Genomic DNA, 23,557 nt, shown 5'->3' on the forward strand with positions numbered 1-23,557 from the left:
AAACACAGAAGGCGTGTTTCTGTTCAAGAGCTCCAATCCATTCGTTTCTGCCCGCTCGTCTTCGCTTTTCATTGTCTGAGCAGAAAACTCTTAATCAAAACAGTGATGTTGTAAGATGGTAGAGAACTTATGTGAGAGAAAGAAGGAATATGTATGGCGAAACAGCAGGGTCTTCAAAAAGAGAAGATCTGGACGCGGAACTTTATTTTTATATGTATGGCAAACTTTTTTATTTTTGCAGGATTCCAAATGACCCTCCCGACGCTGCCTTTATTTGTGAATGAACTTGGTGGAAGCGACCAGCTTATCGGCTTTGTTGTTGGTATTTTCACATTATCTGCCTTGCTTATACGACCGTGGAGCGGTCATGTATTAGAGTCACTCGGAAGAAGAATTATCTTTTTAATTGGCTTAATCGTTTTTGTCATTTCCGTTGGCTCTTATGCGTTTACAGGAAGTTTGATTCTTTTGTTTCTTATGAGAGTAGTACAAGGCCTTGGCTGGGGAATGTCTACAACGGCGGTTGGTACAATTGCAACTGACTTGATTCCTCAAAAGCGAAGGGGAGAAGGCATGGGTTATTTTGGCCTTGCTGGGAATTTAGCGATGGCATTTGGTCCAGCTCTTGGTTTATTCTTAATCGCTCTTTCTGGATTTCAAACGATGTTTTTAATTGCCGCTTCTGCCGGTTTACTTTCATTTATCATCGCTGCCTTTATTCGCTATAAACCTGCGAATAAAACACCGATTGAAAGAAAGAAATGGGACATATTTGAGAAGACAGCTTTAATGCCTTCTATTCTTCTTTTCTTTATTACAATGGTTTTTGGAGGAATCGCTACTTTTCTTCCATTATATGCAGAACAGCTAGGAATTGATGGAATTGAATGGTACTTTGTCGTCTTTGCTGTTTCGCTTATGCTCGTACGTGCTTTCGCTGGACAAATCTATGATCGAAAAGGTCATAAAGCTATATTTCTTCCAGGTGCATTTTTGATTTTATTGGCTATGGTAGATCTAACTTTATTAGCCAATCAATTTATGCTCATTCTTGCGGCTGTGCTATTTGGCATAGGATTTGGCTCCGTTCAACCTGCTCTTCAAGCATGGGCTGTTAATGAAGCACCGCTTCACAGAAAAGGTATGGCTAACGCAACCTTTTTCTCCTTCTTCGATTTAGGTGTAGGACTTGGTGCGATGTTTTTCGGTCTAATTGCTTCTACTTTTGGATATGCTGATATTTATTTAACAGCTGGAATATCTGTCATCATTTCTATGGTGATCTACGTCATTTACTTAAAAAGAAGTGCAGCTGTTCATAAACATAGCGAAGCTGTTCAATGGAAGTAAGATTAAAAAAGGAACACAAACGTGTTCCTTTTTTTGCTATCGACTAGCCGGAATGATCAAGTCTGTGTTTACTTCAGTTAGGTCTCGGCAACCTGATAAGGCCATCGTTAGATCAAAATCTGCAACAAGGTTGGAAAGCACTTGTTTCACACCATTTTCACCACCAACCGCAAGGCCGTACATACATGGTCTGCCGACAAGCACCGCTTCGGCACCAAGCGCGATGGCTTTAAATACATCTGCTCCTCTTCTAATCCCGCTATCCATTAATACCGGAATGTGATTCTCAACAGCTTCAACAATAGCCGGAAGTGCATCCAGTGCTGCGATCGCGCCATCCACTTGCCGCCCACCGTGATTGGAAACGATGATTCCATCTGCTCCATATTTGATCGCAAGCTTAGCATCATCTGGATGAAGAATTCCTTTTAAAATAATAGGAAGAGATGTGTATTTTTTGAGTTCTGCTAAATCCTCCCATGTTAATCCTGCATTCCCAAATACGTTTGTCCAGTGCATAATCGCACCCATGGCGTCTTTTTCAGGCGGAACATGTAGTCCTGCTCGAAAGGCAGGATCAGTTAAGTAGTTCCCAATACCTTCTCCAATAAGAAAAGGCAAGTAGACATTTTGAAGATCTAATTCTCGCCATGCCATCATTGGTGTATCAAGCGTTACAACAATCGCAGAATAACCAGCATGCTCTGCTCGCTGAACAAAGCTTTTGGCAATCTCAGGATCGCGACTCCAGTAAAGCTGAAACCACTTTGGCGCATCGCCTATCGCGTCAGCAATCTCTTCCATGGAATGACTTGATGCTGAGCTTGCAATGTAGGGTATTCCCATTGAAGCTGCAGCTTTAGCAGAAGCAAGCTCACCTTCTTGGTGGATAATCGATTGAACTCCTACTGGAGCAACCATTATTGGATAAGGGAGCATCTGACCGAATAACCCTACCTTTAAGTTTCGTTCTTCAACGTGACGGAAAACGCGAGGAACGATGTTCCAACGTTTAAAGGCTTCTCGATTCGAATTCTTCGTATCTTCAGCACCAGACCCTCCGGCCACATAATCATAAGGACCATCCTCTAGTACTTCTCTCGCTCTTTTTTCCCAATCTTCATATCTTGTTGGAAGGCGATCAGGATCAGGCGCATGCATCTGCTTATAAATGCCAAACTGTATCTCATTACCAATATTACTCATGATAACGACTCCTTTGACAATATGATTAAGTGAATCTTCTTTTCTTTCAAGGCAATTCCTTCATAAAAAGGGAAGTTTTTTAAGGAACAGGGTTATTAGGAGGATTTCGCTCATGAGTTTCGAAATAGTAGAATGGCACTAAATTCGTTCATTAAGAACATATTGGAGGACAAACATGAAGCTTTCGATCATACATACGAACGATATTCATAGTCATTTTGAGAATTTCGCAAAAGCGACATCACTTATTAAGGATTACGCAGATGACCAAACACTAATCTTGGATGGTGGTGACTTTGCTGATTTTAAAAGTATAGAGCTTCAAGGAACGCAGGGGATCTCGGCCGTGAAAATGCTTCAATCTGCCGGTTATGATGCGATTACAATTGGGAATAATGAACTCTTTAATGGAAATGAAACGCTAGAGCATATGGCAGTACATAGTCCTGTCCCTTTCATTAGTTGTAATCTTCTTAAAGCAAACGGTGCGTCATTGAAAGGGGTATTTAGAAGTACGATTATTCAAAAGCAAGGGATACGTATATTGATTACCGGTGCTTCACCGGATTTGCAGGAATTTAATGATTTGATGGGTTTTCAAATTTTAGATTACATAGAAGCGATACAGAAAGAGATAGAAAGCCAAAAAGGAAACTATGATATTTGTATTGTGCTAAACCATGTTGGTACTGAAAGAGACATCGAACTAGCCGATGCAATCGATGAGATCGATTTGATTCTTTCCGCACATGACCACGTTCTCTACGATGAAGCGAAAGTAGTGAATGGCACCATTCTGAACTCAGCTGGTATGTACGGGGAACATATTGGTATTGTAGAAATTGAGGTTACAGAAGATGGTTTAACCTTATTAGCCTCCAGATCGATCTCAACAGCTAAAGCGGTGGAGGATGAAGAAATTATAAGTATTTTAGTTTCAAGTAAGAAAGAAGCGATCGACAATTTGAGTAAACCACTTTACACAGTTAGTGAACCACTATGGCATGATGTACTTGAAGAAAACCCCATGGCGAATTTAATTGCGGATGGTTTAAAAGATCGCTTTGAATGTGATCTCGGATTGATTAACAGCGGCATCACTAATGGGGGAATCGTTGATTTTGTGTCTAATAAAAAGCTTATTGAAATATGTCCTTCACCATTAAATCCGACTTATTCTGAAATTCAGGGAAAGCACTTATATGCTGCTCTTGAAAGCTCGTTAGACAGTTCGGTTTGTATGTCAGATGGCAAGGGGCCCGGCTTCCGAGGTAAATATGTCGGGCGACTTCATGTATCAGGTGCAGTGATCGAACATGATCAAAAGAAAATACATTCTATTACGATTAATAATGAGGTGTTAGATCCAGAAAAATGGTATCGAATTGCCTCTTCTGATTATTTGTTAAGAGGATCTGGGTATCCTGACTTAGCGTATAACCGGAACTTCTCCTATCAATCAGATGAAATAAAAGATGTAATAAGAGAATATGCTGAGATTGAAACCTTCATATCAAAAGCATTTACTAAGCGCTGGGTTGTGAAAAGAGACTTACAAAAAGAAACTATGCGGTAATATTAAACCACAGGTAGTCTCCCTGTGGTTCTTAATTTATATACTAAAAAATATTATTAGTAACTATTGTATTTTTTCAAAGGAGAGGTTCATTTTGATCCACCATATTGAGCTGTACGTCTCTGACCTAAATAAAAGCACTGAATTTTGGGGGTTGTTATTAGAAGCGCTTGGTTATACACCATTTCAGAATTGGAAAGAAGGGAGAAGCTGGAGAGATAAAGAAAGCTATATTGTATTTGTGCAAGTTGAGGAGAAATACAAAGAAATGGGATATCATCGTAAACGGATTGGTATAAATCATCTCGCATTTCGTGCTCACTCAAAAGAACAGGTAGAAAATATTCGATTAATGCTCGTACAAAAACAAGCTTCTATTTTATATAACGAGCTATATCCTCATGCAGGTGGGATCAATCATTATGCGCTTTATTTTGAAGATCCAGATCGAATAAAGGTAGAAATTGTATCACCTAACATATAATAAATTTCAATTACCGTAATATATATATATAAAGTTAAATAACAAAAGTTATTAAAAATTATTGCAAACTACAAGGGACGTCAATACAAAAAACAGGCCAATTTGGCCTGTTTTCTTTATCCCTTATAAGTCTTTCCAATATACTGAACGATTTTACGTAACTCTGTAACAGTAGGACGACCAAAAGGACTTGTTTGTCTTTGTTGATAAAGCAATTCGCCCTTATCATCAATAAGGAAGTAGGCTGGCTCACCATGAGCGCCATGATCTTCATATGGATCATCTTCTTTATGATAGTGAACATCATATGCTTCAAGTGCTTTTAAATCCTCATCAGCTAATACTGGAAAAGAAAGATTCTTTTCTTCAGCCATTGCTTTTAAATCATCAAATTTATCAGTTGATATAGTTGTAATATGAACATTTTTCCCTTCAAAGAAACCAGTACTTTCTTCTAGACTTTCAAGATCACTCACACAAACGGGGCACCAGGAACCTCTAAAGAAAATGACGAGGTGCCATCCACCTTTTTCTTTACGGTATGATTCAAAAGAATATTCTTCGCCGTTTACTGCAGGAAGTGAAAAATTAGGGACTGCGTCTTTCAATGCAAATTTAGACAAAACGATTTCCTCCTTTGAATAATAACAATCACCTTATAATGTAAGGCAGTTGTTATGATACTCTGATTCAGAAATAAATGATGTAAGATACCTTACTCTATTTTGAGACTGAATAATTGACAAAGGAAATTGTCGTTACAGCCTTTTTATTGGGAATAAAAACGAATTGGCTATCATACGTACAGAACAAACTAATTGCACGTATTCCAACACAATGATACAAAACATATATTGTGTATCATTATGAAAATGAATGAAAGCTTATTTTTAGAGGGTTTTCTCTTTTCGAACAGAACGAAGAAAGGTATAATGATACATATTAATCAATTGTTTATCATTAACGATACATATTAAATAGAGAAAGAAGGATGCCCTCATGAACACGGTTCAGCCGATTCGTGATCCTCAGAAGATCAAATTAGTAAAAAAACATCTACGAAAGCGAAATTCCAGAGACTGGTTTTTATTTAATATGGGAATTAATACCGGTCTGCGGATTAGTGATTTACTTCCATTACGTGTGGGGGACGTTCGAAATCAAACACACATTATTATTAAGGAGAAAAAAACAGGGAAAGCCAAACGATTTCCGATCAACTATTCTCTTAAGGAACTCATTGAGTCGTATACGTTTGATATGGAAGAACGTGATTTTTTATTTCCATCGAATAAAACCGATTTACCGATTCAAAGAGGACAAGCTTACAAAATATTAAATCAGGCTGCAGCGGAAGCAGGGCTTTCCGAAATTGGAACACATACTATGCGTAAGACGTTTGGTTATTTTTACTATAAACAAACAAAGGATGTGGCAATGCTTCAGAAGATCTTTGGACATTCTGCACCATCGATTACATTAAGGTATATTGGAATTGAGCAGGAGCAAATGGATGAATCATTGTTCAACTTTAGTTTATAAGTGAAGCAATGATAGACATGTTATAATTTATAAAAGAGGGGGGAGGAGTTGAAGGTATAAATATAGTTTTGCTTTAAGAAAAACTTCTTGATACTGCAAAAGCATATTAATGAAGAAACTCATTTGAATTACTGTTTTTGTAACCGATTACAAATAAGAAGGAGGTTATCCCTTTGGATAAAAAAGATCACGTTGATCCTACCGAATCATCTATACATACGGATTTCAAAAACAATATGACTTACGGAGAATACTTAAGTCTCGATCAAATACTCTCTGGGCAAAATAGACTTTCAGACCATCATGACGAAATGCTCTTTATCATCATTCATCAGGTTAGTGAATTGTGGATGAAGTTAATTCTACATGAACTTAAAGGAGCCATTGAAGCAATTGAAAATAATGAACTTTCGTCTGCCTTTAAAATGCTTGCACGTGTTTCAAAGACCCAAACCCAAATTATTCAGGCTTGGGATGTTCTTTCAACATTAACGCCATCAGAATATATGGAGTTTCGTGATTCGCTCGGACAGGCATCTGGTTTTCAATCTTATCAATACCGCATGATCGAATTTTCATTAGGATACAAAACATCACACGTGCTTAAAATCTATGAAAAGGATGAAAAGCTTCACGCACAACTTAAGAATGCTTATCAAAAACCCGGCATTTATGATGTCGCCATTAAAGCTCTCTCCAGAGCAGGTTTACCGATAGATCAAGGAGTTCTTCAACGCGATGTAACCAAAACTTATGAGAAGAATGATTCTGTGTTGCAGGCATGGCTGACGGTATACCGGAATGTCGATACATACTGGGATCTTTATGAGCTTGCCGAAAAACTCGTCGATATTGAAGATTGGCTGCAGCAATGGAGATTCCGTCATATGAAGACGGTTGAGAGAATTATTGGTTTTAAGCAGGGTACAGGAGGCTCATCAGGGGTCGGTTATTTAAAGAAAGTACTTGATCACCGTTTCTTTCCTGAGCTCTGGGATATTCGAACCGCCCTTTAGGTGATTGTAATATCATTATGTAAACTCATATAAAAAACGCTCTCAGTTGGGAGCGTTTTTTATATGAGTAGTTCATTTAACTTTGCATCACTTTCTAGGAAAGAGAGCGCCTTCCTTTGAAAATCTTCATTATGAAGGTATGTATATCGATGGGGCTTAACAGAAGGAGCCTTTAAAATAGCTTCAGCGAGGTCAGATTTTTGCATACGTTCCTTCTTGATATAATCAAAGAAACCAGTACGTTCAAATACTTTCCCCATCCGTATCGCTCGGTGGTTCTGCACATTTGCCATAATATAAGTTGCGATTCCGACCTGTATTCCGTGCATGTGCGGATTTTGTAATTGTTTATCGAGCGCATGTGAAATTAAATGCTCCGAACCACTAATTGGTGCGCTATTGCCGCTAATAACCGTTGCCACGCCGCCCATTGTTAACGAGCTTACAAGTTCTTTAATAAAGATCGGATTTTGAATATCTGACATCGGCGTTCGAATGAAACTGTTTACAGCCTTCTTACTTAGCATCGCAGCAAAGGCATTTACGTGACCTTTACCGTTCTTTTCTTCAAACTCCCAATCATAAAGAGCCGTTATATTACTCATTAGATCACCAACTCCTGCAAGCAAGAAGGGAGAAGGGGCTTGTTTAATCACTTCGAGGTCAGCAATGATCCCATAAGGTACCTGTGCAGGAACAGTAGTTTTTTTGTGATTCACAATAAGAGAGCAGTTGCTACTAGCAAAACCATCATTTGAGGCAGAGGTCGGCATGCTTATAAACGGTAGTTTTCTAGAAAACGCAATATATTTCCCATAATCAATAACCATACCACCGCCCATAGCAATCACAACATCATAAGAATCAAGGGAGAAAGCATACCCGATCAGATCATGAATGGTTTTCCTAGGTTCCATCTTTTGAATATCGATGGTGACATGTTTCATATTCTCCTGAAAGGACTCACCATAAGTCTCATATGTAAATTCATCGAATAAAAATAGGGCATGATGAAAGCCGTGCTTATGGAGAATCATATCAAGCTGATGGCGGATACCAGAACGAATCTCCAAAATGGCAGGGATCGGAATATTCGTTAATGGATGCATGGTCAAATCGTTCCTTTCTCATGCAGGAAATCTTCAATCTGTTGATACGATTCAACGGCTACGAATGGCACGTTATTTTCTTTTAATAGTTCTTGCAGTGCGTCTTTTGCAAAAGTAAGATCAGCAACTTTGGCTGGATGAGAATCTGGTTCGCTATCACCAGCAAAATAAACCACTTCATACTTTTCTTTCAAATCTGAAATCACTTTTGATTTATCAATACCATATCTTCTCGAATAATGTTTATGATTCTCATTAATCGACAAATGGACATTTTTATTCTCGTAATAGCCTTTGTTCGAGAAAACAGGGACATTCTGAATGCCATAATGATTCAAAATGTGGTGAATGTAATAATCAGTCCCAGCACTTAAAATGTAGAAATCCCCGCCGTTTTCTTGAATCTTCTTAATAAAGGAAGGAACATGCTCATCAATCGGTAAGGAGAGGATATCTTGAATAATTTGCTCCTCGTGCTGATCAATGGATTGAAATACCTGGCTTAGAAAATCAATATCTTGCATTTCCCCAGCTTTCCACTTCTTATACAATCCTTTACCTTCAGGATAATAAGTTTCAATCACAAGCCAGTAGAAATCTTTTTTTGAAATGGTTCCGTCAAAATCAGATACAAATGCCCACTTTTTCATTTATATTTCCTCCTTCATATAGTCGTTGATCTATTAAAATTGTAGCATGCTTTCATATTCAAAAGAAATCTGATTCTTTTAGAACAATAACGTACAGCCGCACTAAATTGTGTTAAAATGAATTTTAAAAAGTTAAACAATTCAATTTAATCTGAAGGAGTGCGAGAATGAGTAAAACAATCAGTAAAGTCCAGGTGGAAGATATCATTATCGCAAACCAGGTTTTAAAAGAAGTCGTTGTTCATACACCGCTACAGCGGAATGAAATTCTTTCTGATCGATATAATTGCAATGTGTATTTGAAGAGAGAAGATTTACAAAGTGTTCGGTCTTTTAAAATTAGAGGCGCTTATAATTTGATTCAAGGTTTAACGATGGAAGAGAAAGCAAAAGGAATCGTATGCGCAAGCGCAGGAAACCATGCCCAGGGCGTAGCCTTTTCTTGTAAAACGCTTGGCATTCAAGGACATATCTTTATGCCTGCTACGACGCCCCGTCAAAAAATCTCGCAAGTTGAATTGTTTGGTGGATCGTTTGTGGAAGTCATTCTAACAGGCGATACGTTTGATGACTCCTTTCTAACCGCTAAAGAATTTTGCAACAAACACGACAAAGCATTCATTCATCCTTTTGATGACTATCGAACGATTGCAGGACAGGGAACAGTAGGACTTGAAATTATGAATGATATTGATGAAGTCGACTTTGTGATGCTCAGCATTGGAGGAGGAGGTCTTGCCTCAGGCGTAGGGTCTTATATCAAAAGCATTAGCCCACACACGAAAATCATCGGTATAGAGCCTGAAGGTGCCCCAGGAATGAAAAGTTCCATTGAGAAGGACGAGGTCGTACCGCTTGATTATATCGATAAATTTGTAGATGGAGCTGCTGTAAAACAAGTTGGAAAGCTGACACTCGACATTTGCAAACATATTCTTGATGATGTTGTACTTGTGCCAGAAGGGAAAATTTGTACAACCATCTTAGAGCTATACAACCAGAACGCCATTGTGGCTGAGCCAGCCGGCGCTTTGTCCATCGCCGCTCTCGATTTTTATCGTGATCAAATTAAAGGAAAAAATGTGGTGTGCGTTATTAGTGGGGGAAATAACGATATTAATCGCATGCAGGAAATCCAGGAACGTTCTTTAATTTATGAAGGGCTAAAACATTATTTCATTGTACATTTCCCTCAACGAGCTGGTGCGTTAAAAGAATTTATGGCTGATGTTTTAGGTCCAACAGATGATATTACCCGCTTTGAATACACGAAAAAGAACAATCGTGATCGAGGACCTGTTCTAGCAGGAATTGAGCTCAAACACAAAGAAGATTATGAACCTTTGATTGAGCGTTTAAATCGAAAAGGATTTTCCTACATTGAAATTAACAAGGACCAAGATCTCTTTAACCTACTCATTTAAAACGCCTATAGCGGGCGTTTTTCTTTTGAAGTCGTTCGAGTATAAATGGGGCACTTTTTTCTATATGATAAGGAGAGATTGTATGAAAAGAGGTGCGGAATGAAATTAAGTATACTTGATCAAACACCAGTCTTTCATGGAGAAACGACAGCTGAGGCACTACAAGCTTCAAAAGAGTTAGCTATTCTCGGAGATCAACTTGGCTATGTTCGTTACTGGGTTACGGAACACCACGACCGAGACCACTTAGCGTGTCCCACCCCTGAGGTACTCTTAAGCTATATCGGAGCACATACTAGGCGAATTCGACTTGGAGCTGGAGCAATACTACTTCCTCACTATCAACCATATAAGATAGCAGAAATATTTCATACACTAGCAACCCTTTTTCCAGGTCGCATCGACCTTGGATTAGGCAGAGCACCAGGGGGATCCGCCGAAGCGACTACAGCTCTATCTCCGCGATTTTTAGAAGAAGTTCGGAAGATGCCAGAGAAAGTAGATGAACTACTTCGCTTTATCAATAATGGCTTTGCAAAGGACCATTTGTATCATAATCTTCAAGCAAAGCCTGTTCCTAACCACGTTCCCGAGCCATGGCTCCTTGGAACAGGAAAGAAAAGTGCGCTGTTAGCAGCAGAAAACAGTATGTCCTATGCGTTTGGCTATTTTATGAGCGAACAAAATGGGAAAGAACTTCTCGACACATATCGAACAAACTTTGCGGGAGAATCTCCTTATTGCATTCTAGCGGTGTCCATTATTTGCAGTGAGACACAGGAGCGTGCAGATGAGCTTGCTCACTGGACTCACGTAGTCAATGAATTTCGATCTAAAGGGAAAACAACACTCCCAAGTGTTGAAGAGGCACTTACCGTATCACTTCCTAATGATCACACCTCGAAGCTTATTAGTGGAACACCTAAAATCGTCCAAGAAAAGCTACAGGATCTGCAAGAAGAGTATCAACCAGATGAATTCTTAATCACAACGATTACGCCACATCGAAGGGAAAGACTGACTTCTTTTCAACTTCTTGGTGAGGTGCTTATTCAAGGATAGATCTTTTTTCACTAATAGAAGGAAATCTGTTATGATAGAGTTTGGTTTCTTTTGTTTTTTATAGGATTAAATTTTTAACTGTATCCATTTTACAGTGCCAATAGATATGAAAATAAAAGGACGGATCAAGCTAGAAGAGGAGACCGTACATGACCCAACCATTACCTTTTGAAATCACAAAGGAAGATTCCTTTTTCGAGAAACTCGGCGACTATGTTGGCGACGTATTCTACGACATTTTACCGGAGCATGGATATGAGCTTCGAGATGAACAAATCTTTATGGCTTTTCAAATTGAACAGGCCTTTAAAAATAAGTGCGTTGTGTTTGCTGAAGCAGGCGTTGGAACAGGGAAAACGTTTGTATATTTGTTGTATGCCATTTGCTATGCGAGGTATACAAGAAAACCGGCGATTATTTCATGTGCGGATGAAACACTTATTGAGCAGCTAGTGAAAGAAGGCGGAGACATTGAGAAGCTTGAGAAAGCACTTGGTTTAACTGTTGATGTTCGTCTAGCGAAGGCTAGAGAGCAATATGTTTGTGTGAAAAAGCTAGACCATCTTTCTCATCGTACTGACGATGAAGACATCTTAAGTGTGCACGATGAAATACCAGAGTTTGTTTATGAACCAGCTGCATCAATGAAGTCTTTCCATCGCTATGGCGATCGGAAAGAATACCCTTGGGTACCAAATGATAAATGGGAAAAAATTGCGTGGGATCCACTGCAACAATGTTCAACGTGTGACTGGCGTCATCGCTGTGGCCAAACGTTAAATCGTGAATATTATCGTCATTCAAGCGATTTGATTATTTGTTCTCATGATTTCTATATGGAACATATCTGGACGAAAGACTCACGTAAACGTGAAGGACAACTTCCTTTGCTCCCAGAAGCTAGCACAGTTGTATTTGATGAAGGCCATTTATTGGAATTCTCAGCACAAAAAGGCTTGACGTATCGCTTTCATTCGGAAACTCTATCCAGTATTCTTACAGGCTACATGGACCAGGATGTAAGAGAAGAATCGCTTACATTAGTTGAAGAGATCCTGGAGCTTCACGATAACTGGTTCGCTCATCTTAGTCAGTCCGCGATCGCTGTAGAAGGTTCGATTCGAAAAGATGTCCCACGAACTGAAACGATGATAGAAATTGCAAAAGCGATTGCTGAGAAAGTTGATGCTTTGTTAGAGCAGCTTGTTTTCGATTCAGAGCTTTATGTAATGGAAGACTACCATGTCAAGATTATGGAAGAATACCTCGAGTTCTTCTCATATGGCTTAAGAACGCTGCTCCAGGATGGAGAGGGTATTCATTGGCTTGAAGAAACTGAAACCCAGACATCTCTTGTCATTATGCCAAGACTTGTAGAAGACATTCTGCGAAAAGAAGTATTTTCACAGAAGATCCCATTTGTTTTCTCATCAGCAACGCTTTCGCAAGCTGGAGATTTCTCTTATATAGCAAGCAGCTTAGGTATTCAGAAACATGCTTCCTTCTCTGTAAATTCACCATTTGATTATGAAGCACAGATGAAAATGAATGGTTCTGTAGCTGAAAATGAACATCAAAAATGGGAAGAGATGGGCCATTCCCTTCACCTGAATAAAGGTCATTCATTGCTGCTATTCTCTTCGCTAGAAGAAATGAATAGGTTCAGAGAGTGGGCAGACCAACAAAGCTGGACGTTTAACCTTATTTATGAAGGAGACCGTGAAATAAGCGAAACGGTCAAGGCATTTCAACGAGATCATTCTGCTGTTCTTTGCTCGTATCATCTATGGGAGGGACTTGATGTACCGGGTGAATCACTTACTCAGGTTCTAATCTCGTCATTACCATTCCCTCCAAATGACCCTGTTTTCCAGGCGAAACGAAGTCATTCAGAAGATCCAGTAAGCGATGTAGACCTTCCCTACATGTTACTTCGCTTACGACAAGGAATTGGTCGATTAATTCGAAGTAGTGTAGATCATGGTGTCGTCCGTATTTGGATGACAGAAGATCAAGTGACAAAGTATGAACAACAAGTTCAAGATGTTTCACCTTTACCAATCAACTGGAAATAATAAAAAGCTCTTTCTCAAACGAGAAAGAGCTTTTTTCTATTGAAGTTGTTATGATAGATAAAGGGAGGTGTGGCATGAAAACAAATTGGGAAAGACATCATTCGATCATTTATCTACCTGATGAAGCGATAACATCAATCGTAAAAAGCTATCAGCCACATCTAAAGGTAAATACCACGACCCAGCTTTCTGGAGGTTTGAGTCATACGAATTATAAAATTGATATTGCTCATCATAGCTCTGTTGTGATCAGAGTGGCTAGAAACCAGGAAAGCTTGAAACGGGAATATGAAGTTCACAGGTCCTTGCCAAAAGATGTGCGAGCACCAGCTTTTCTTCATATGACAAAGTGGAATGGATACCATATTGGTATTCTTGAATGGAAAGAAGGTTCCTTGCTGCGAGACCATCTATCTACTTCGTCTCAACAACATATGAAAGCAATGGGGCAATCCATTGGAGAACAGCTTGCCTCACTGAGAGAACTGCATTTTAATACATATGGATTTCTTGATTCAACGCTTGAAGTAAGAGATGAATTTCAATTAACACCAACCTCATTCATCTCAACGATCGAATCCTTTATAAATCATCATGCTTCCAAATGGCTATCTCTTACTCTAACTGATAGAGTGATCTCATTTGTAAGGAACAATGCCTATTTGCTTGAGCAAGATCAAAGCGAACCCCGCCTTGTTCACGGGGATTATAATGGACTTAATGTACTAATGAACGGAACAGAAGTAAGCACCGTTCTAGATTGGGAATTTGCCTTATCAGGTAGCATTTATTTTGATTTAGGTAACATGATACGGTACGAATTTGATCACATGACATCATTTAAAGAGGGAATTCAGCAAGGATTATTAAATAAAGGAATCACCCTGCCAAAACAGTGGCAGAAGCTTGCCAAACTGGCAGACCTCGTAGCGCTTTGTAGCTTGCTTGATCGACCAGTATGTGGGGAAAACAGGGTAAGAGATATCACTCAACTTATTACTAAAACGATAGAATCCTATTAAGCAGAAACAATCGAGAGGGGAATATACATGAGGATTGGATTTATACGCCACGGGAGTACAGCATGGAATAAAGAGAAAAGAGCTCAAGGTAGCTCAGACATTCATCTTGACGATCAAGGTCGCAGTGACGCAGCTAAGCTTGGAGACTGGTTAAAGAACGACAAGTGGGATGTGATCTTCTCAAGTGATCTTTCACGAGCTAAAGAAACAGCTGAGATCATCGCCAAAAAGCTCAACCTGAAAGTGATAACCGATCATCGCTTACGAGAGGCGGGCGGTGGGCAAATTGAAGGAACTACAGAGCAAGAACGTATTAAGAAATGGGGAGAAAACTGGCGCGAATTAGATCTCGGTATTGAAAAGGCTGATCTTGTTGTTGAACGCGCACATGCGGCAGTAAATGATTTTCATGATAAATACTCAGGTTTAAATGTGCTAGTAGTTAGCCACGGTTCTTTTCTTAGACATTTCTTTAAAAGCACCCTACCTGAACTAAATCATGAAAATCATATTGTAAATACTTCTTTAACGATTCTTAAAAGAGATGGAGACAAATGGTTAAATGAAAAGTTCCATTCAACACGCCACCTTAATTAATAAACGAATCAATCCATATCCTGACTCTTTATGTAGAGAGGATTTTTAATAATGATCGAGAAGACCTTCAATAAAGAACGTGACCATTCATTATTGGAGGGAAAAGCCATGAACGCAAAACCCGAAATGATCGGGGAAGATTTATCTCTTATTGATCTCTATGACCTCTCCCTTGAACTAAGGACGGGTTCTTATGTCCTGCATGAGGAAGAACTTACAATCATTGAAACTAGCGCGAGTCCATCGATTCCTTACTTAATTAGCGGGTTAGAAAAACTCCAAATCAATTTAGAAGAGGTTCGCAACGTAATTGTCACCCATATCCATCTCGATCACGCTGGAGGGACAGGCCTATTTCTTGAAAAATGTCCAAATGCTCGTGTTTTTGTTCATCCAAAAGGGATTCGCCATTTAGAAAACCCATCTCGCTTAATTGAAGGAACAAAAGCTGTTTATGGGGATAAATTCCAGGAGTTATTCGAACCAATAATTCCGATTCAAGAAGACCGGCTAATCGCCATGAATGACATGGACAAGATGCGAATTGGGTCGAATCGAATATTAACTTTCATGGATACTCCGGGACATGCCAAACACCATTTATCGATCTATGATTCAAAAACGAAAGGTGTGTTTGTAGGTGATACGATGGGAGTTTATTATCCGCAGCTCGATGTTGAACTTTATCTTCCATCAACATCACCAAATCAATTCGATCCAGACGCAATGCTAGCATCTGCTGAAAAAATCATGTCCTATGAGCCAGACGCCATTTATTTCGGTCATTATGGAAGAACATCTAACCGAGATGAAGTAATGGCTCAATTAAAAAGTTGGTTATCCGATTTTATGAGAATAATAAATGACCTCATGCAAAAGAAAGAGGCGCCAATTACTGAGGATCTTTCAAAAGCGCTATTAGCACATGTGGCAAGTAAGCTTTCAATAAAAGGAGTACCTTCCGATCATCCTGTATATGATTATATAAAAGTAGACTTACAAGTATGTGCTCTTGGCCTAATCGATTATTTGAAACGAAAATCAGTTCGAACCACTTAGATTCTGCTTAAGTGGTTTTCTTGTGAATAATAGGCATAGGCTTTTTTTTCATGTTATATTGAATGAATCATTTAGATCAACAGTACGGAGAGATGCTATGCTAAAAAATAAATCAACAATTCAATCCTTCCGCTATATTTTCTTAATGTATGTCGGTACTATTATTTTATTTGCGACCTTTTATATGCTGCCGTTTTCCCACTATGGCTCATTACAGGTCGTTGACTCTCTCTTTATATCAACTAGTGCGCTCAGTGTTACAGGGCTATCTTCCGTTGACATCTCGTCTGACTTTACACGAGTTGGGCAGGTCTTATTAATTATTGAAATGCAACTAGGAGGCATTGGTATTCTCGTACTCGTCAGCTACCTATTTTTAATGATGGGTAAGAAACTAACAATGTCAAGTATGGTCCTTCTATCGAAAGACCAAAACCAGTCGCAGTTAAGAACCATTCGATCATTAAGTATTTCCGTTTTAATGATCGCGTTAACGGTAGAAGCCATTGGTTTTAGTCTTATGTTCAATGGAATAAGTGAGCAATATAGCTCAGTTAAAGAAGCTGTTTTTGTCACTGTATTTCACAGTGTAGCGAGCTTTACGAATGCTGGATTTGATTTATTTGGAGATAGTTTGATTTCTTATCAACACAATTGGCTCATGCTGTTAACTTCAGCAACGATGATCTTTCTAGGAAGCCTCGGTTTTCCTACTATTGTAGAATACATACTCGGCTTTCGAAAAAAGAAAAGCTTGTTTACAAAAGTGAACATCCGTCTTCATAGTTCGCTGTTTCTTGTGGGGGTTGTCATTTATTTCTCTTTAGAACAAAATGGCGTATTTGGCCATTTGCCAATATGGGATAAGTTCGTAAACGTGATTTTTCTATCTGCTACATCACGGAATGGCGGCTTAACAACAGTAGACATTTCAACACTTAATATCACAACTGTTCTCATACTAATGACTTTAATGTTTATTGGTGGGGCTTCTTCAAGTACCGGAGGGGGTCTTCGCTTAACAACCTTTGCGGTTCTTGTAGCAAAAATGGTTTCAGTAGCAAAATCTGAAGAATATACAACGCTATTTAAGAAGACCATTTCACAGGACTCGATTAATAAATCTTTTTTGATCTTTTTAAGCTTTATCTTTTTATTTGGATTTACAACCATAATTCTGTCCATATTTGAGTCTCAAGAAATCATTTTAGTGGCTTTTGAGGTTATATCTGCTTTAACAAACACTGGTTTATCGATGGGGATTACGAGTGAACTTGCAGGAGTTTCAAAGTTGCTTTTATGTATGCTAATGATTATTGGGCGCATTGGTGTATTTAGCTTCATATACGCTGTATTTAAAATAGAAAAATCAAAAACGCGCTATATTAAAGAAGATTTGGCCGTAGGTTAAGGAGTGAGAATTCATGCGAAAACAATTTCTAGTAATCGGTGCTGGTCGATTTGCGAAAGGCATTATTCGTGAACTATATGAACAAAAATGTGATGTGGTTGTTTGTGATAAAGATGAGGGTCCGCTAGAAGATATAGATGACTACACAACACATTCAATCGTTGGCGATCTAAGAGAAAATCGAGTGATGGATGATTTAAACGTAGAACAGTACGATGCTGTTTTCGTAGCTATTGGAACTGATGCCTATTCAGCTATTTTAATTACAAACCGTCTTCGTGACCGAAAAGCAAAGAAAATTATTACTAAAGCAGTGAGTCGAGAAATAGGTGAAATCCTGTCTAACTTAGGGGCAGATCAGGTCATATATCCTGAGGAAGAAGCAGGGATGAAAGTGGCAAAACAAATCATGATGCCTAACGTCCTTGAATACATTGAAATCACGAAAAATGTATCAGCTATTGAAGTAGAGGTACCAGAAGAACTGATTGGAAAAACATTACTAGAACTTGATTTCTCTAGAAAATACGAGTTAAATGTTTCTCTCATCTTGCGAAAGGAAGCCCCCATCTTAAGTCGCTATGCCGAAGTGGCTTTCCAAAAAGGGGATGTCATTTTGATGGTAGGGGAAAATAAAAAAATAGAGCGCTTTAAACATAAGTTTTCTATCTAATAACAAGGGTAACCATAAGCACATAAATACCAAAAAATCCGCATACTATTGCGGATTTTTTTATGAAAATGCAAAAAAATAAAAAAATATTTGTATCCGTTTTCATTCCTTTATTACCAGTACTAAGGCCTTATATCCATTCCAAAAACAGGTGTCATAAAAGATGACAAGAATAAAATTTCTTGTTTATAATAAGTTTATTGAAATATTTTTAATATTTGGTATTAAGTTATTAGAAGAAAAAGAAAGGTTGATCGGACATGACAATTGATACGGCACATTCACCTCAACAAAGTCACCACGTTGCCCTAAGGCGTGACATTAACATGCTGGGAAGCCTACTCGGTGACGTTTTAGTGCAGCATGGCGGCAAAGAACTTCTGGATATGGTGGAATCCATTCGAGAGAAAACAAAATCTCTCCGGAATGTTGCTGATTTAGAAACTTCTCAACAATTAAAAGAAACGATCCAAACGCTCCAACCTCCTATGAGAAAACAAGTTATTCGAGCATTTGCCCTTTATTTTCATCTTGTCAATATTGCGGAACAAAATCACAGAATTCGCAGACGTCGAGATTATCAAATGTTAGAAGAAGAGCAGTCGCAACCTGGTTCAATTCCTCATGCTATTGCCTTACTTAAAAAGAATAATGTTCCTGGAGAATTGATTGAAGATACGCTATCTTCCATTTCATTGGAATTAATCCTTACAGCACATCCAACTGAAGCGACAAGACGATCTGTGCTAGAAATTCATAAAAGAATTGCAACATCACTTAAACAGCTAGACAACCCTTTACTTACAAAACGAGAGCAAAAGGCATTAAAGGCTGATTTATTGAATGAAATCACAACACTATGGCAAACGGACGAGTTACGTCATAAGAAGCCTTCTGTTATGGATGAAGTGAATATGGGGCTGTTTTATTTTGAGGAAACGTTATTTGAAGTGCTTCCTCAAATTCATCAGGAGCTTGAAGAGTGTTTGCGTGATCATTATCCTGATGCTAAATGGGAAGTACCTAACATTTTGAAATTTGGTTCATGGATTGGTGGGGATCGAGACGGAAATCCATTCGTTACCCCTGAAATGACTTGGAATACGCTCGAAAGACAACGGGATGTAGTCATTTCAAAATACAAAGACTCAGTGAAAAATTTAATGCGGCAGCTAAGCCAGTCGACGAACCGCATCGCCATTTGTCCAGAATTGACAAAATCAATTGAAGAAGATCAAAACCGCCTTCCTGATACGAAAGAGTGGGGCGTTCCACATGAAGCCTATCGAGTAAAGCTTGCTTATGTATTAGAAAAACTTCAGCGCGTTAATCGTGAGAACGGATACAAAAACTCAGAAGAATTTATAACGGATCTGAAGTTAATAGGAAATAGCTTGAAACAGCACTTTCCTGAAGGGTCCCACTTCACAGAGTTGAATAAGCTTATTCGTCAGGCATCTCTTTTTGGTTTTCATCTCGCTACTTTAGATGTTCGAAACCATAGCGGTGAACATGAGGGGGCTATCGCAGAAATTTTAAGTCGTGTAAATCTGGCTGAGAACTACGCCGAATTAGATGAGGAAGAAAAGGTTCAGTTACTCAATCGTCTTCTTGAAGACCCACGGCCAGTTCTTTCTACCTATGAGGATTATTCGGAGAAAACACAAAAATTACTGGATATCTTTACAATGATTAAAAAAGCTCACGAAGAGTTTGGCCCTCAATCAATTTCTGTATACTTAATTAGTATGACCGAATCAGCTAGTGATCTTCTTGAGGTACTCGTTCTTGCTAAGGAAGCGAATATTTATCGTCTACATGCAGACGGTAGCGTTGAAAGTGATTTAAATATTGCTCCTCTACTTGAAACGATCGATGATCTTAAAGCAGGTCCTGCCATTATGGAGAAGCTATTTGATCTTCCAGTCTACAAACATCATCTAGAAAAGCATGATCAACGTCAGGAAATTATGCTGGGATATTCCGATGGAAGTAAGGATGGGGGAACATTAACAGCTAACTGGAAGCTATATCATGCTCAACAAGAAATTAGTCGGATCGCTTCTGACCGTAACCTTCGACTTAAATTCTTTCATGGTCGCGGTGGAGCGCTTGGACGTGGTGGCGGTCCACTACGAAGAAGTCTATTGTCGCAACCTCCAGAAACGTATACAGCTGGTGTAAAGATTACGGAGCAAGGAGAGGTTCTATCTTCTCGTTATTTGCTTTACGATATTGCTTATCGAAGTCTAGAACAAGCGACGACAACCTTGTTATCATCTGCCGTATCAGGGATCGAAAAAGATGTTAGACAAGAGAAGTGGCATGAAATTATGGAAGAAATTTCGGCTGTATCCCTTCAATCTTATCAATCCCTCGTATTTGAGGATGATGGGTTCCTTTCTTACTTTAAACAGGGAACGCCATTACCAGAACTTGGCGCATTGAACATTGGTTCCCGTCCAATGAGCAGAAAAGGTACAGACCACTTCGATGACTTACGGGCAATCCCATGGGTATTCGCTTGGACTCAAAGTCGCCAGTTGATGCCAGCATGGTATGCGTCAGGTACCGGACTTACCGATTTCGCTGCAACAGAAGAAGGATTAAGCAGTCTAAAAGAAATGTATGCGAATTGGCCGTTCTTTGCATCTCTTATCGATAACTTGCAAATGGGATTAATGAAAGCAGACCTCGCTACAGCAGAAAAATATATGTTCTTAATTGATGATGAACAGCTAGCGAACCGCATCTTCGGAAAAATCGTCGATGAATACCATCGTACAAAAGATGTCATTTTAACGATAACCGGACAGGAAGAATTACTTGATGGTACGCCAAACATTAAAGATTCGATCCGTTTACGAAATCCGTATGTTGATCCACTAAGTTCTCTCCAAGTGGAACTTATCTCAACGTATCGATCCAACGGTAGTGAGGACGACGAGCTTCTGAAAGAAATTCTCCTCACGATCAATGGAATTGCGGCTGGCCTACGAAATACAGGCTGATCGTACAGTCCTCCTCATTTTTATGAGGGGGATTTTTTACATGTTAAATGCTCTCGGTATTCTCGATTTTTACCACAAATACTTTGCCCTCTAATAGAAAAACTAAGACGGTAACAAAAGAATCAAAGGAGGGCAACGTATGTACAAAAAGTTAATGCCGTTATTATTGCCGGGTTTATTGCTTCTTGGAGCATGTAATGCGAATAATAACGATGAAGCGTTAAATATTAATAAAACTAGTTCACCTACAGAGGGTATTCAGCGAATAAACAGTGGTCAGCTAACGATCGATCCTAATTCATATAGCACTGAAACACCGAGTGTTAAATTCCCTCATGGTGAAATGGTTCAGGATGGTCAGTTCGAATTCAATGAAGCACTACCTAATGTTGATCCAAGAGAATATTTACCTGAAGGATTCCCAGAGCAATACGGAATCGGTGGCAAGGAAGAACAACAGCGTCAACAAAAAATGAGACCTGATCAAAATACAGGTCAATCAGAGTCAAATCAAAAAGCCGCACCGAATCAAGAGAAGTCTCCAACCTCCGAACCATCAGGGGAAATCACGAAAGAAGTCCAGCAAGTGATCGATTTAACAAACAAAGAACGAAAAAAGCAAGGGCTTTCTGCACTAAAAGCAATGCCATCATTAAGCGATGTTGCACAGGAAAAATCACGCGACATGCAACAAAAAAATTACTTTTCTCACACAAGCCCTACGTACGGATCTCCTTTTGATATGATGAGGGACTTCGGCGTAGATTTTAATACAGCTGGAGAAAACATCGCACAAGGTCAACAATCACCAGAAGCGGTGGTTGATGCCTGGATGAAAAGTGAAGGTCACCGCAAAAACATCATGAACAGCAGTTTTACTCACATTGGGGTGGGGCTTGCTCAGGATGGTCATTATTGGACACAGATGTTTATTGGAAAATAGTACAGCAGGTGAAAGGGTCATGTACGTGACTCTTTCGCTTTTTTATTGAAAAAATTTCAAGAATCTACATGATGAAGAAGGAGGTCTCTTTACTCTGTCGAATCAAGATACTAACCGGTTAGTAAGTAATCGTCTAATTATGATAAACTCACAAGGAGAGATGACCGATGGATTTAAGATTAACTGACGAACAAGTGATGGTTCAAAAAACGATTCGAAAATTTGTAGAAAATGAGTTAATCCCTTTAGAAAATGATGTACTTCGAAATGAACGTGCAGGAAAGCCTGGCGTATCCGCCGAAAAGATGGAGGAGCTTCAGCAAAAAGCGAAAAAAGCAGGATTCTGGGGAATTAATACACCAGAGGAATATGGTGGCGCAGACCTTGGTCAAATGATGCTTGCCATTGTGATGATGGAAGTTTCTAAAACATTTGTCCCGTTCCGTTTTGGTGGATCAGCAGACAATATCTTGTATTACGCCAATGAAGAGCAGAAGGAAAAGTACCTTCTGCCAACCATTAATGGTGAAAAAAAATCATGTTTCGCTATGACAGAACCCGGCGCGGGATCAGACACGCGCAACATTAAAATGACTGCAGTACGGGATGGGGATGATTGGGTTCTTAACGGCGAGAAAACGTTTATCACTGGCGGAAATGAAGCAGATTTTGTGATGGTGATTGCCATTACAGATAAAGAAAAACACGCAGCTACAGGTAGAGATGGTGTCACGTGTTTTATTGCGGACCGAGAGATGGGATGGAAATCTGAATACATTCACACAATGGGAGAATGGGGACCTGCTGGCCTAGTCTTTGACAATGTACGTGTGCCACACGAAAATATCCTTGGTGAAGTAGATGGAGGCTACAATCTCGGACTTGAGTGGATCGGATTTGCTCGCTGGATTGTTGGTGCGACAGCGGTAGGAGCAGGCGAAAGATTGTTAAAAATGGCGATTGACTATGCAAATGAAAGAGAAACATTTGGAAAGCCTATCGCAGAACGTCAAGCGATTCAATGGCAAATTGCCGATTCAGCTGTTGAAATTGAGGCCGCTAAATGGCTGGTGCTTAACGCAGCGTATACACTTGATGAAGGGAGAGATAATCGTCAACTTGCATCGATGGCGAAATTATATGGATCTAACATGGGGAATCGCGTTGTAGACCGCGTTCTACAAATTCATGGTGGTATGGGCTATACGAAAGAGCTACCAATTGAACGCTGGTACCGAGAAGCTCGCCTTTGGAGAATCTATGACGGAACGGATGAAATTCAACGCTTAATCATTGCTAGAAACCTGCTGAAAGGGCATGTGAAAGTAGGACAATACGCTTAGGAGG

At 39.3% G+C, this 23,557-nt stretch carries 20 protein-coding genes; 16 read left to right on the forward strand and 4 right to left on the reverse strand.

Features of this window, described 5'->3' with window-relative positions; genetic code table 11:
- Positions 1–153: 153 nt before the first annotated feature.
- Positions 154–1,350, forward strand: coding sequence for an MFS transporter (locus Q4550_RS12955; RefSeq protein WP_303533247.1), 1,197 nt, complete (start codon positions 154–156; stop codon positions 1,348–1,350).
- Positions 1,351–1,386: 36 nt separating this feature from the next.
- Here the strand turns inward: Q4550_RS12955 and Q4550_RS12960 are convergent, their stop codons facing one another.
- The gene (locus tag Q4550_RS12960; RefSeq protein ID WP_303533249.1) at positions 1,387–2,556 is read right to left on the reverse strand and encodes a lactate 2-monooxygenase; all 1,170 of its coding nucleotides are present in this window, start codon (positions 2,554–2,556) and stop codon (positions 1,387–1,389) included.
- Positions 2,557–2,731: 175 nt separating this feature from the next.
- On the opposite strand from Q4550_RS12960, the gene Q4550_RS12965 reads away from it, so the two are divergent.
- Positions 2,732–4,132 (forward strand): bifunctional metallophosphatase/5'-nucleotidase, encoded by a 1,401-nt coding sequence (locus Q4550_RS12965; protein ID WP_303533251.1) that lies wholly within the window; start codon positions 2,732–2,734, stop codon positions 4,130–4,132.
- Between the two features lie 94 nt (positions 4,133–4,226).
- A complete protein-coding gene (locus Q4550_RS12970; protein WP_303533253.1) occupies positions 4,227–4,616 on the forward strand; it encodes a VOC family protein in 390 nt (129 codons plus the stop codon).
- A gap of 116 nt (positions 4,617–4,732) precedes the next feature.
- Here the strand turns inward: Q4550_RS12970 and Q4550_RS12975 are convergent, their stop codons facing one another.
- Positions 4,733–5,239: a peroxiredoxin family protein gene (locus tag Q4550_RS12975; RefSeq protein ID WP_194221687.1), complete on the reverse strand. Its 507-nt coding sequence runs from the start codon at positions 5,237–5,239 to the stop codon at positions 4,733–4,735.
- A gap of 376 nt (positions 5,240–5,615) precedes the next feature.
- Between Q4550_RS12975 and Q4550_RS12980 the strand changes: the two genes are divergently transcribed.
- Both Q4550_RS12980 and kynA read left to right on the forward strand, forming a co-directional pair.
- Complete coding sequence (locus Q4550_RS12980) at positions 5,616–6,158, forward strand: site-specific integrase (RefSeq protein WP_283154238.1); 543 nt, start codon at positions 5,616–5,618, stop codon at positions 6,156–6,158.
- A 173-nt stretch (positions 6,159–6,331) separates the two neighbouring features.
- Entirely contained in the window at positions 6,332–7,174 is an 843-nt protein-coding gene (gene kynA / locus Q4550_RS12985) for a tryptophan 2,3-dioxygenase (protein ID WP_303533254.1), read from the forward strand.
- 59 nt (positions 7,175–7,233) lie between these two features.
- On the opposite strand, the gene Q4550_RS12990 is transcribed toward kynA, so the two are convergent.
- Positions 7,234–8,283, reverse strand: coding sequence for an iron-containing alcohol dehydrogenase family protein (locus Q4550_RS12990; protein ID WP_303533255.1), 1,050 nt, complete (start codon positions 8,281–8,283; stop codon positions 7,234–7,236).
- A gap of 2 nt (positions 8,284–8,285) precedes the next feature.
- Positions 8,286–8,933: an MtnX-like HAD-IB family phosphatase gene (locus Q4550_RS12995; protein WP_303533256.1), complete on the reverse strand. Its 648-nt coding sequence runs from the start codon at positions 8,931–8,933 to the stop codon at positions 8,286–8,288.
- Positions 8,934–9,100: 167 nt separating this feature from the next.
- Between Q4550_RS12995 and ilvA the strand changes: the two genes are divergently transcribed.
- From ilvA to Q4550_RS13050, 11 genes are all read left to right on the forward strand, one after another.
- Entirely contained in the window at positions 9,101–10,357 is a 1,257-nt protein-coding gene (gene ilvA, locus Q4550_RS13000; protein ID WP_303533257.1) for a threonine ammonia-lyase IlvA, read from the forward strand.
- Between the two features lie 99 nt (positions 10,358–10,456).
- Complete coding sequence (locus Q4550_RS13005) at positions 10,457–11,419, forward strand: LLM class flavin-dependent oxidoreductase (protein WP_303533258.1); 963 nt, start codon at positions 10,457–10,459, stop codon at positions 11,417–11,419.
- A 149-nt stretch (positions 11,420–11,568) separates the two neighbouring features.
- Positions 11,569–13,494, forward strand: a complete 1,926-nt coding sequence (locus tag Q4550_RS13010; RefSeq protein WP_303533259.1) for an ATP-dependent DNA helicase — start codon at positions 11,569–11,571, stop codon at positions 13,492–13,494.
- A gap of 74 nt (positions 13,495–13,568) precedes the next feature.
- The gene (locus Q4550_RS13015; RefSeq protein ID WP_303533260.1) at positions 13,569–14,516 is read left to right on the forward strand and encodes a phosphotransferase family protein; all 948 of its coding nucleotides are present in this window, start codon (positions 13,569–13,571) and stop codon (positions 14,514–14,516) included.
- Between the two features lie 27 nt (positions 14,517–14,543).
- Complete coding sequence (locus tag Q4550_RS13020) at positions 14,544–15,113, forward strand: histidine phosphatase family protein (protein ID WP_194221694.1); 570 nt, start codon at positions 14,544–14,546, stop codon at positions 15,111–15,113.
- Positions 15,114–15,221: 108 nt separating this feature from the next.
- On the forward strand, positions 15,222–16,172 hold the full coding sequence (locus tag Q4550_RS13025) for an MBL fold metallo-hydrolase (RefSeq protein WP_303533261.1): 951 nt from the start codon (positions 15,222–15,224) through the stop codon (positions 16,170–16,172).
- A 97-nt stretch (positions 16,173–16,269) separates the two neighbouring features.
- Positions 16,270–17,583 (forward strand): TrkH family potassium uptake protein, encoded by a 1,314-nt coding sequence (locus Q4550_RS13030; protein ID WP_303533262.1) that lies wholly within the window; start codon positions 16,270–16,272, stop codon positions 17,581–17,583.
- Between the two features lie 13 nt (positions 17,584–17,596).
- Entirely contained in the window at positions 17,597–18,256 is a 660-nt protein-coding gene (locus tag Q4550_RS13035; RefSeq protein WP_165995817.1) for a potassium channel family protein, read from the forward strand.
- A gap of 260 nt (positions 18,257–18,516) precedes the next feature.
- Positions 18,517–21,267 carry a phosphoenolpyruvate carboxylase gene (gene ppc / locus Q4550_RS13040; protein ID WP_303533263.1) on the forward strand — a complete coding sequence of 917 codons (2,751 nt, stop codon included), beginning with the start codon at positions 18,517–18,519 and terminating at the stop codon, positions 21,265–21,267.
- Positions 21,268–21,406: 139 nt separating this feature from the next.
- Complete coding sequence (locus Q4550_RS13045; protein WP_303533264.1) at positions 21,407–22,210, forward strand: CAP domain-containing protein; 804 nt, start codon at positions 21,407–21,409, stop codon at positions 22,208–22,210.
- A 167-nt stretch (positions 22,211–22,377) separates the two neighbouring features.
- A complete protein-coding gene (locus tag Q4550_RS13050) occupies positions 22,378–23,553 on the forward strand; it encodes an acyl-CoA dehydrogenase family protein (RefSeq protein ID WP_303533265.1) in 1,176 nt (391 codons plus the stop codon).
- Positions 23,554–23,557 lie beyond the last annotated feature (4 nt).

Source organism: Anaerobacillus sp. 1_MG-2023 (assembly GCF_030547345.1).
Lineage (GTDB): Bacteria > Bacillota > Bacilli > Bacillales > Guptibacillaceae > Guptibacillus > Guptibacillus hwajinpoensis_B.

Coding starts and splice junctions, on each gene's coding strand:
- Q4550_RS13050 (WP_303533265.1), top strand. CDS start 22,378: ATGGATTTAAGATTAACTGACGAACAAGTGATGGTTCAAAAAACGATT.
- Q4550_RS13035 (WP_165995817.1), top strand. CDS start 17,597: ATGCGAAAACAATTTCTAGTAATCGGTGCTGGTCGATTTGCGAAAGGC.
- Q4550_RS13045 (WP_303533264.1), top strand. CDS start 21,407: ATGTACAAAAAGTTAATGCCGTTATTATTGCCGGGTTTATTGCTTCTT.
- Q4550_RS12960 (WP_303533249.1), bottom strand. CDS start 2,556: ATGAGTAATATTGGTAATGAGATACAGTTTGGCATTTATAAGCAGATG.
- Q4550_RS13030 (WP_303533262.1), top strand. CDS start 16,270: ATGCTAAAAAATAAATCAACAATTCAATCCTTCCGCTATATTTTCTTA.
- Q4550_RS12955 (WP_303533247.1), top strand. CDS start 154: ATGGCGAAACAGCAGGGTCTTCAAAAAGAGAAGATCTGGACGCGGAAC.
- ilvA (WP_303533257.1), top strand. CDS start 9,101: ATGAGTAAAACAATCAGTAAAGTCCAGGTGGAAGATATCATTATCGCA.
- Q4550_RS13025 (WP_303533261.1), top strand. CDS start 15,222: ATGAACGCAAAACCCGAAATGATCGGGGAAGATTTATCTCTTATTGAT.
- Q4550_RS13020 (WP_194221694.1), top strand. CDS start 14,544: ATGAGGATTGGATTTATACGCCACGGGAGTACAGCATGGAATAAAGAG.
- Q4550_RS13010 (WP_303533259.1), top strand. CDS start 11,569: ATGACCCAACCATTACCTTTTGAAATCACAAAGGAAGATTCCTTTTTC.
- Q4550_RS13015 (WP_303533260.1), top strand. CDS start 13,569: ATGAAAACAAATTGGGAAAGACATCATTCGATCATTTATCTACCTGAT.
- Q4550_RS12995 (WP_303533256.1), bottom strand. CDS start 8,933: ATGAAAAAGTGGGCATTTGTATCTGATTTTGACGGAACCATTTCAAAA.
- Q4550_RS12990 (WP_303533255.1), bottom strand. CDS start 8,283: ATGCATCCATTAACGAATATTCCGATCCCTGCCATTTTGGAGATTCGT.
- Q4550_RS12980 (WP_283154238.1), top strand. CDS start 5,616: ATGAACACGGTTCAGCCGATTCGTGATCCTCAGAAGATCAAATTAGTA.
- ppc (WP_303533263.1), top strand. CDS start 18,517: ATGACAATTGATACGGCACATTCACCTCAACAAAGTCACCACGTTGCC.
- Q4550_RS12965 (WP_303533251.1), top strand. CDS start 2,732: ATGAAGCTTTCGATCATACATACGAACGATATTCATAGTCATTTTGAG.
- Q4550_RS13005 (WP_303533258.1), top strand. CDS start 10,457: ATGAAATTAAGTATACTTGATCAAACACCAGTCTTTCATGGAGAAACG.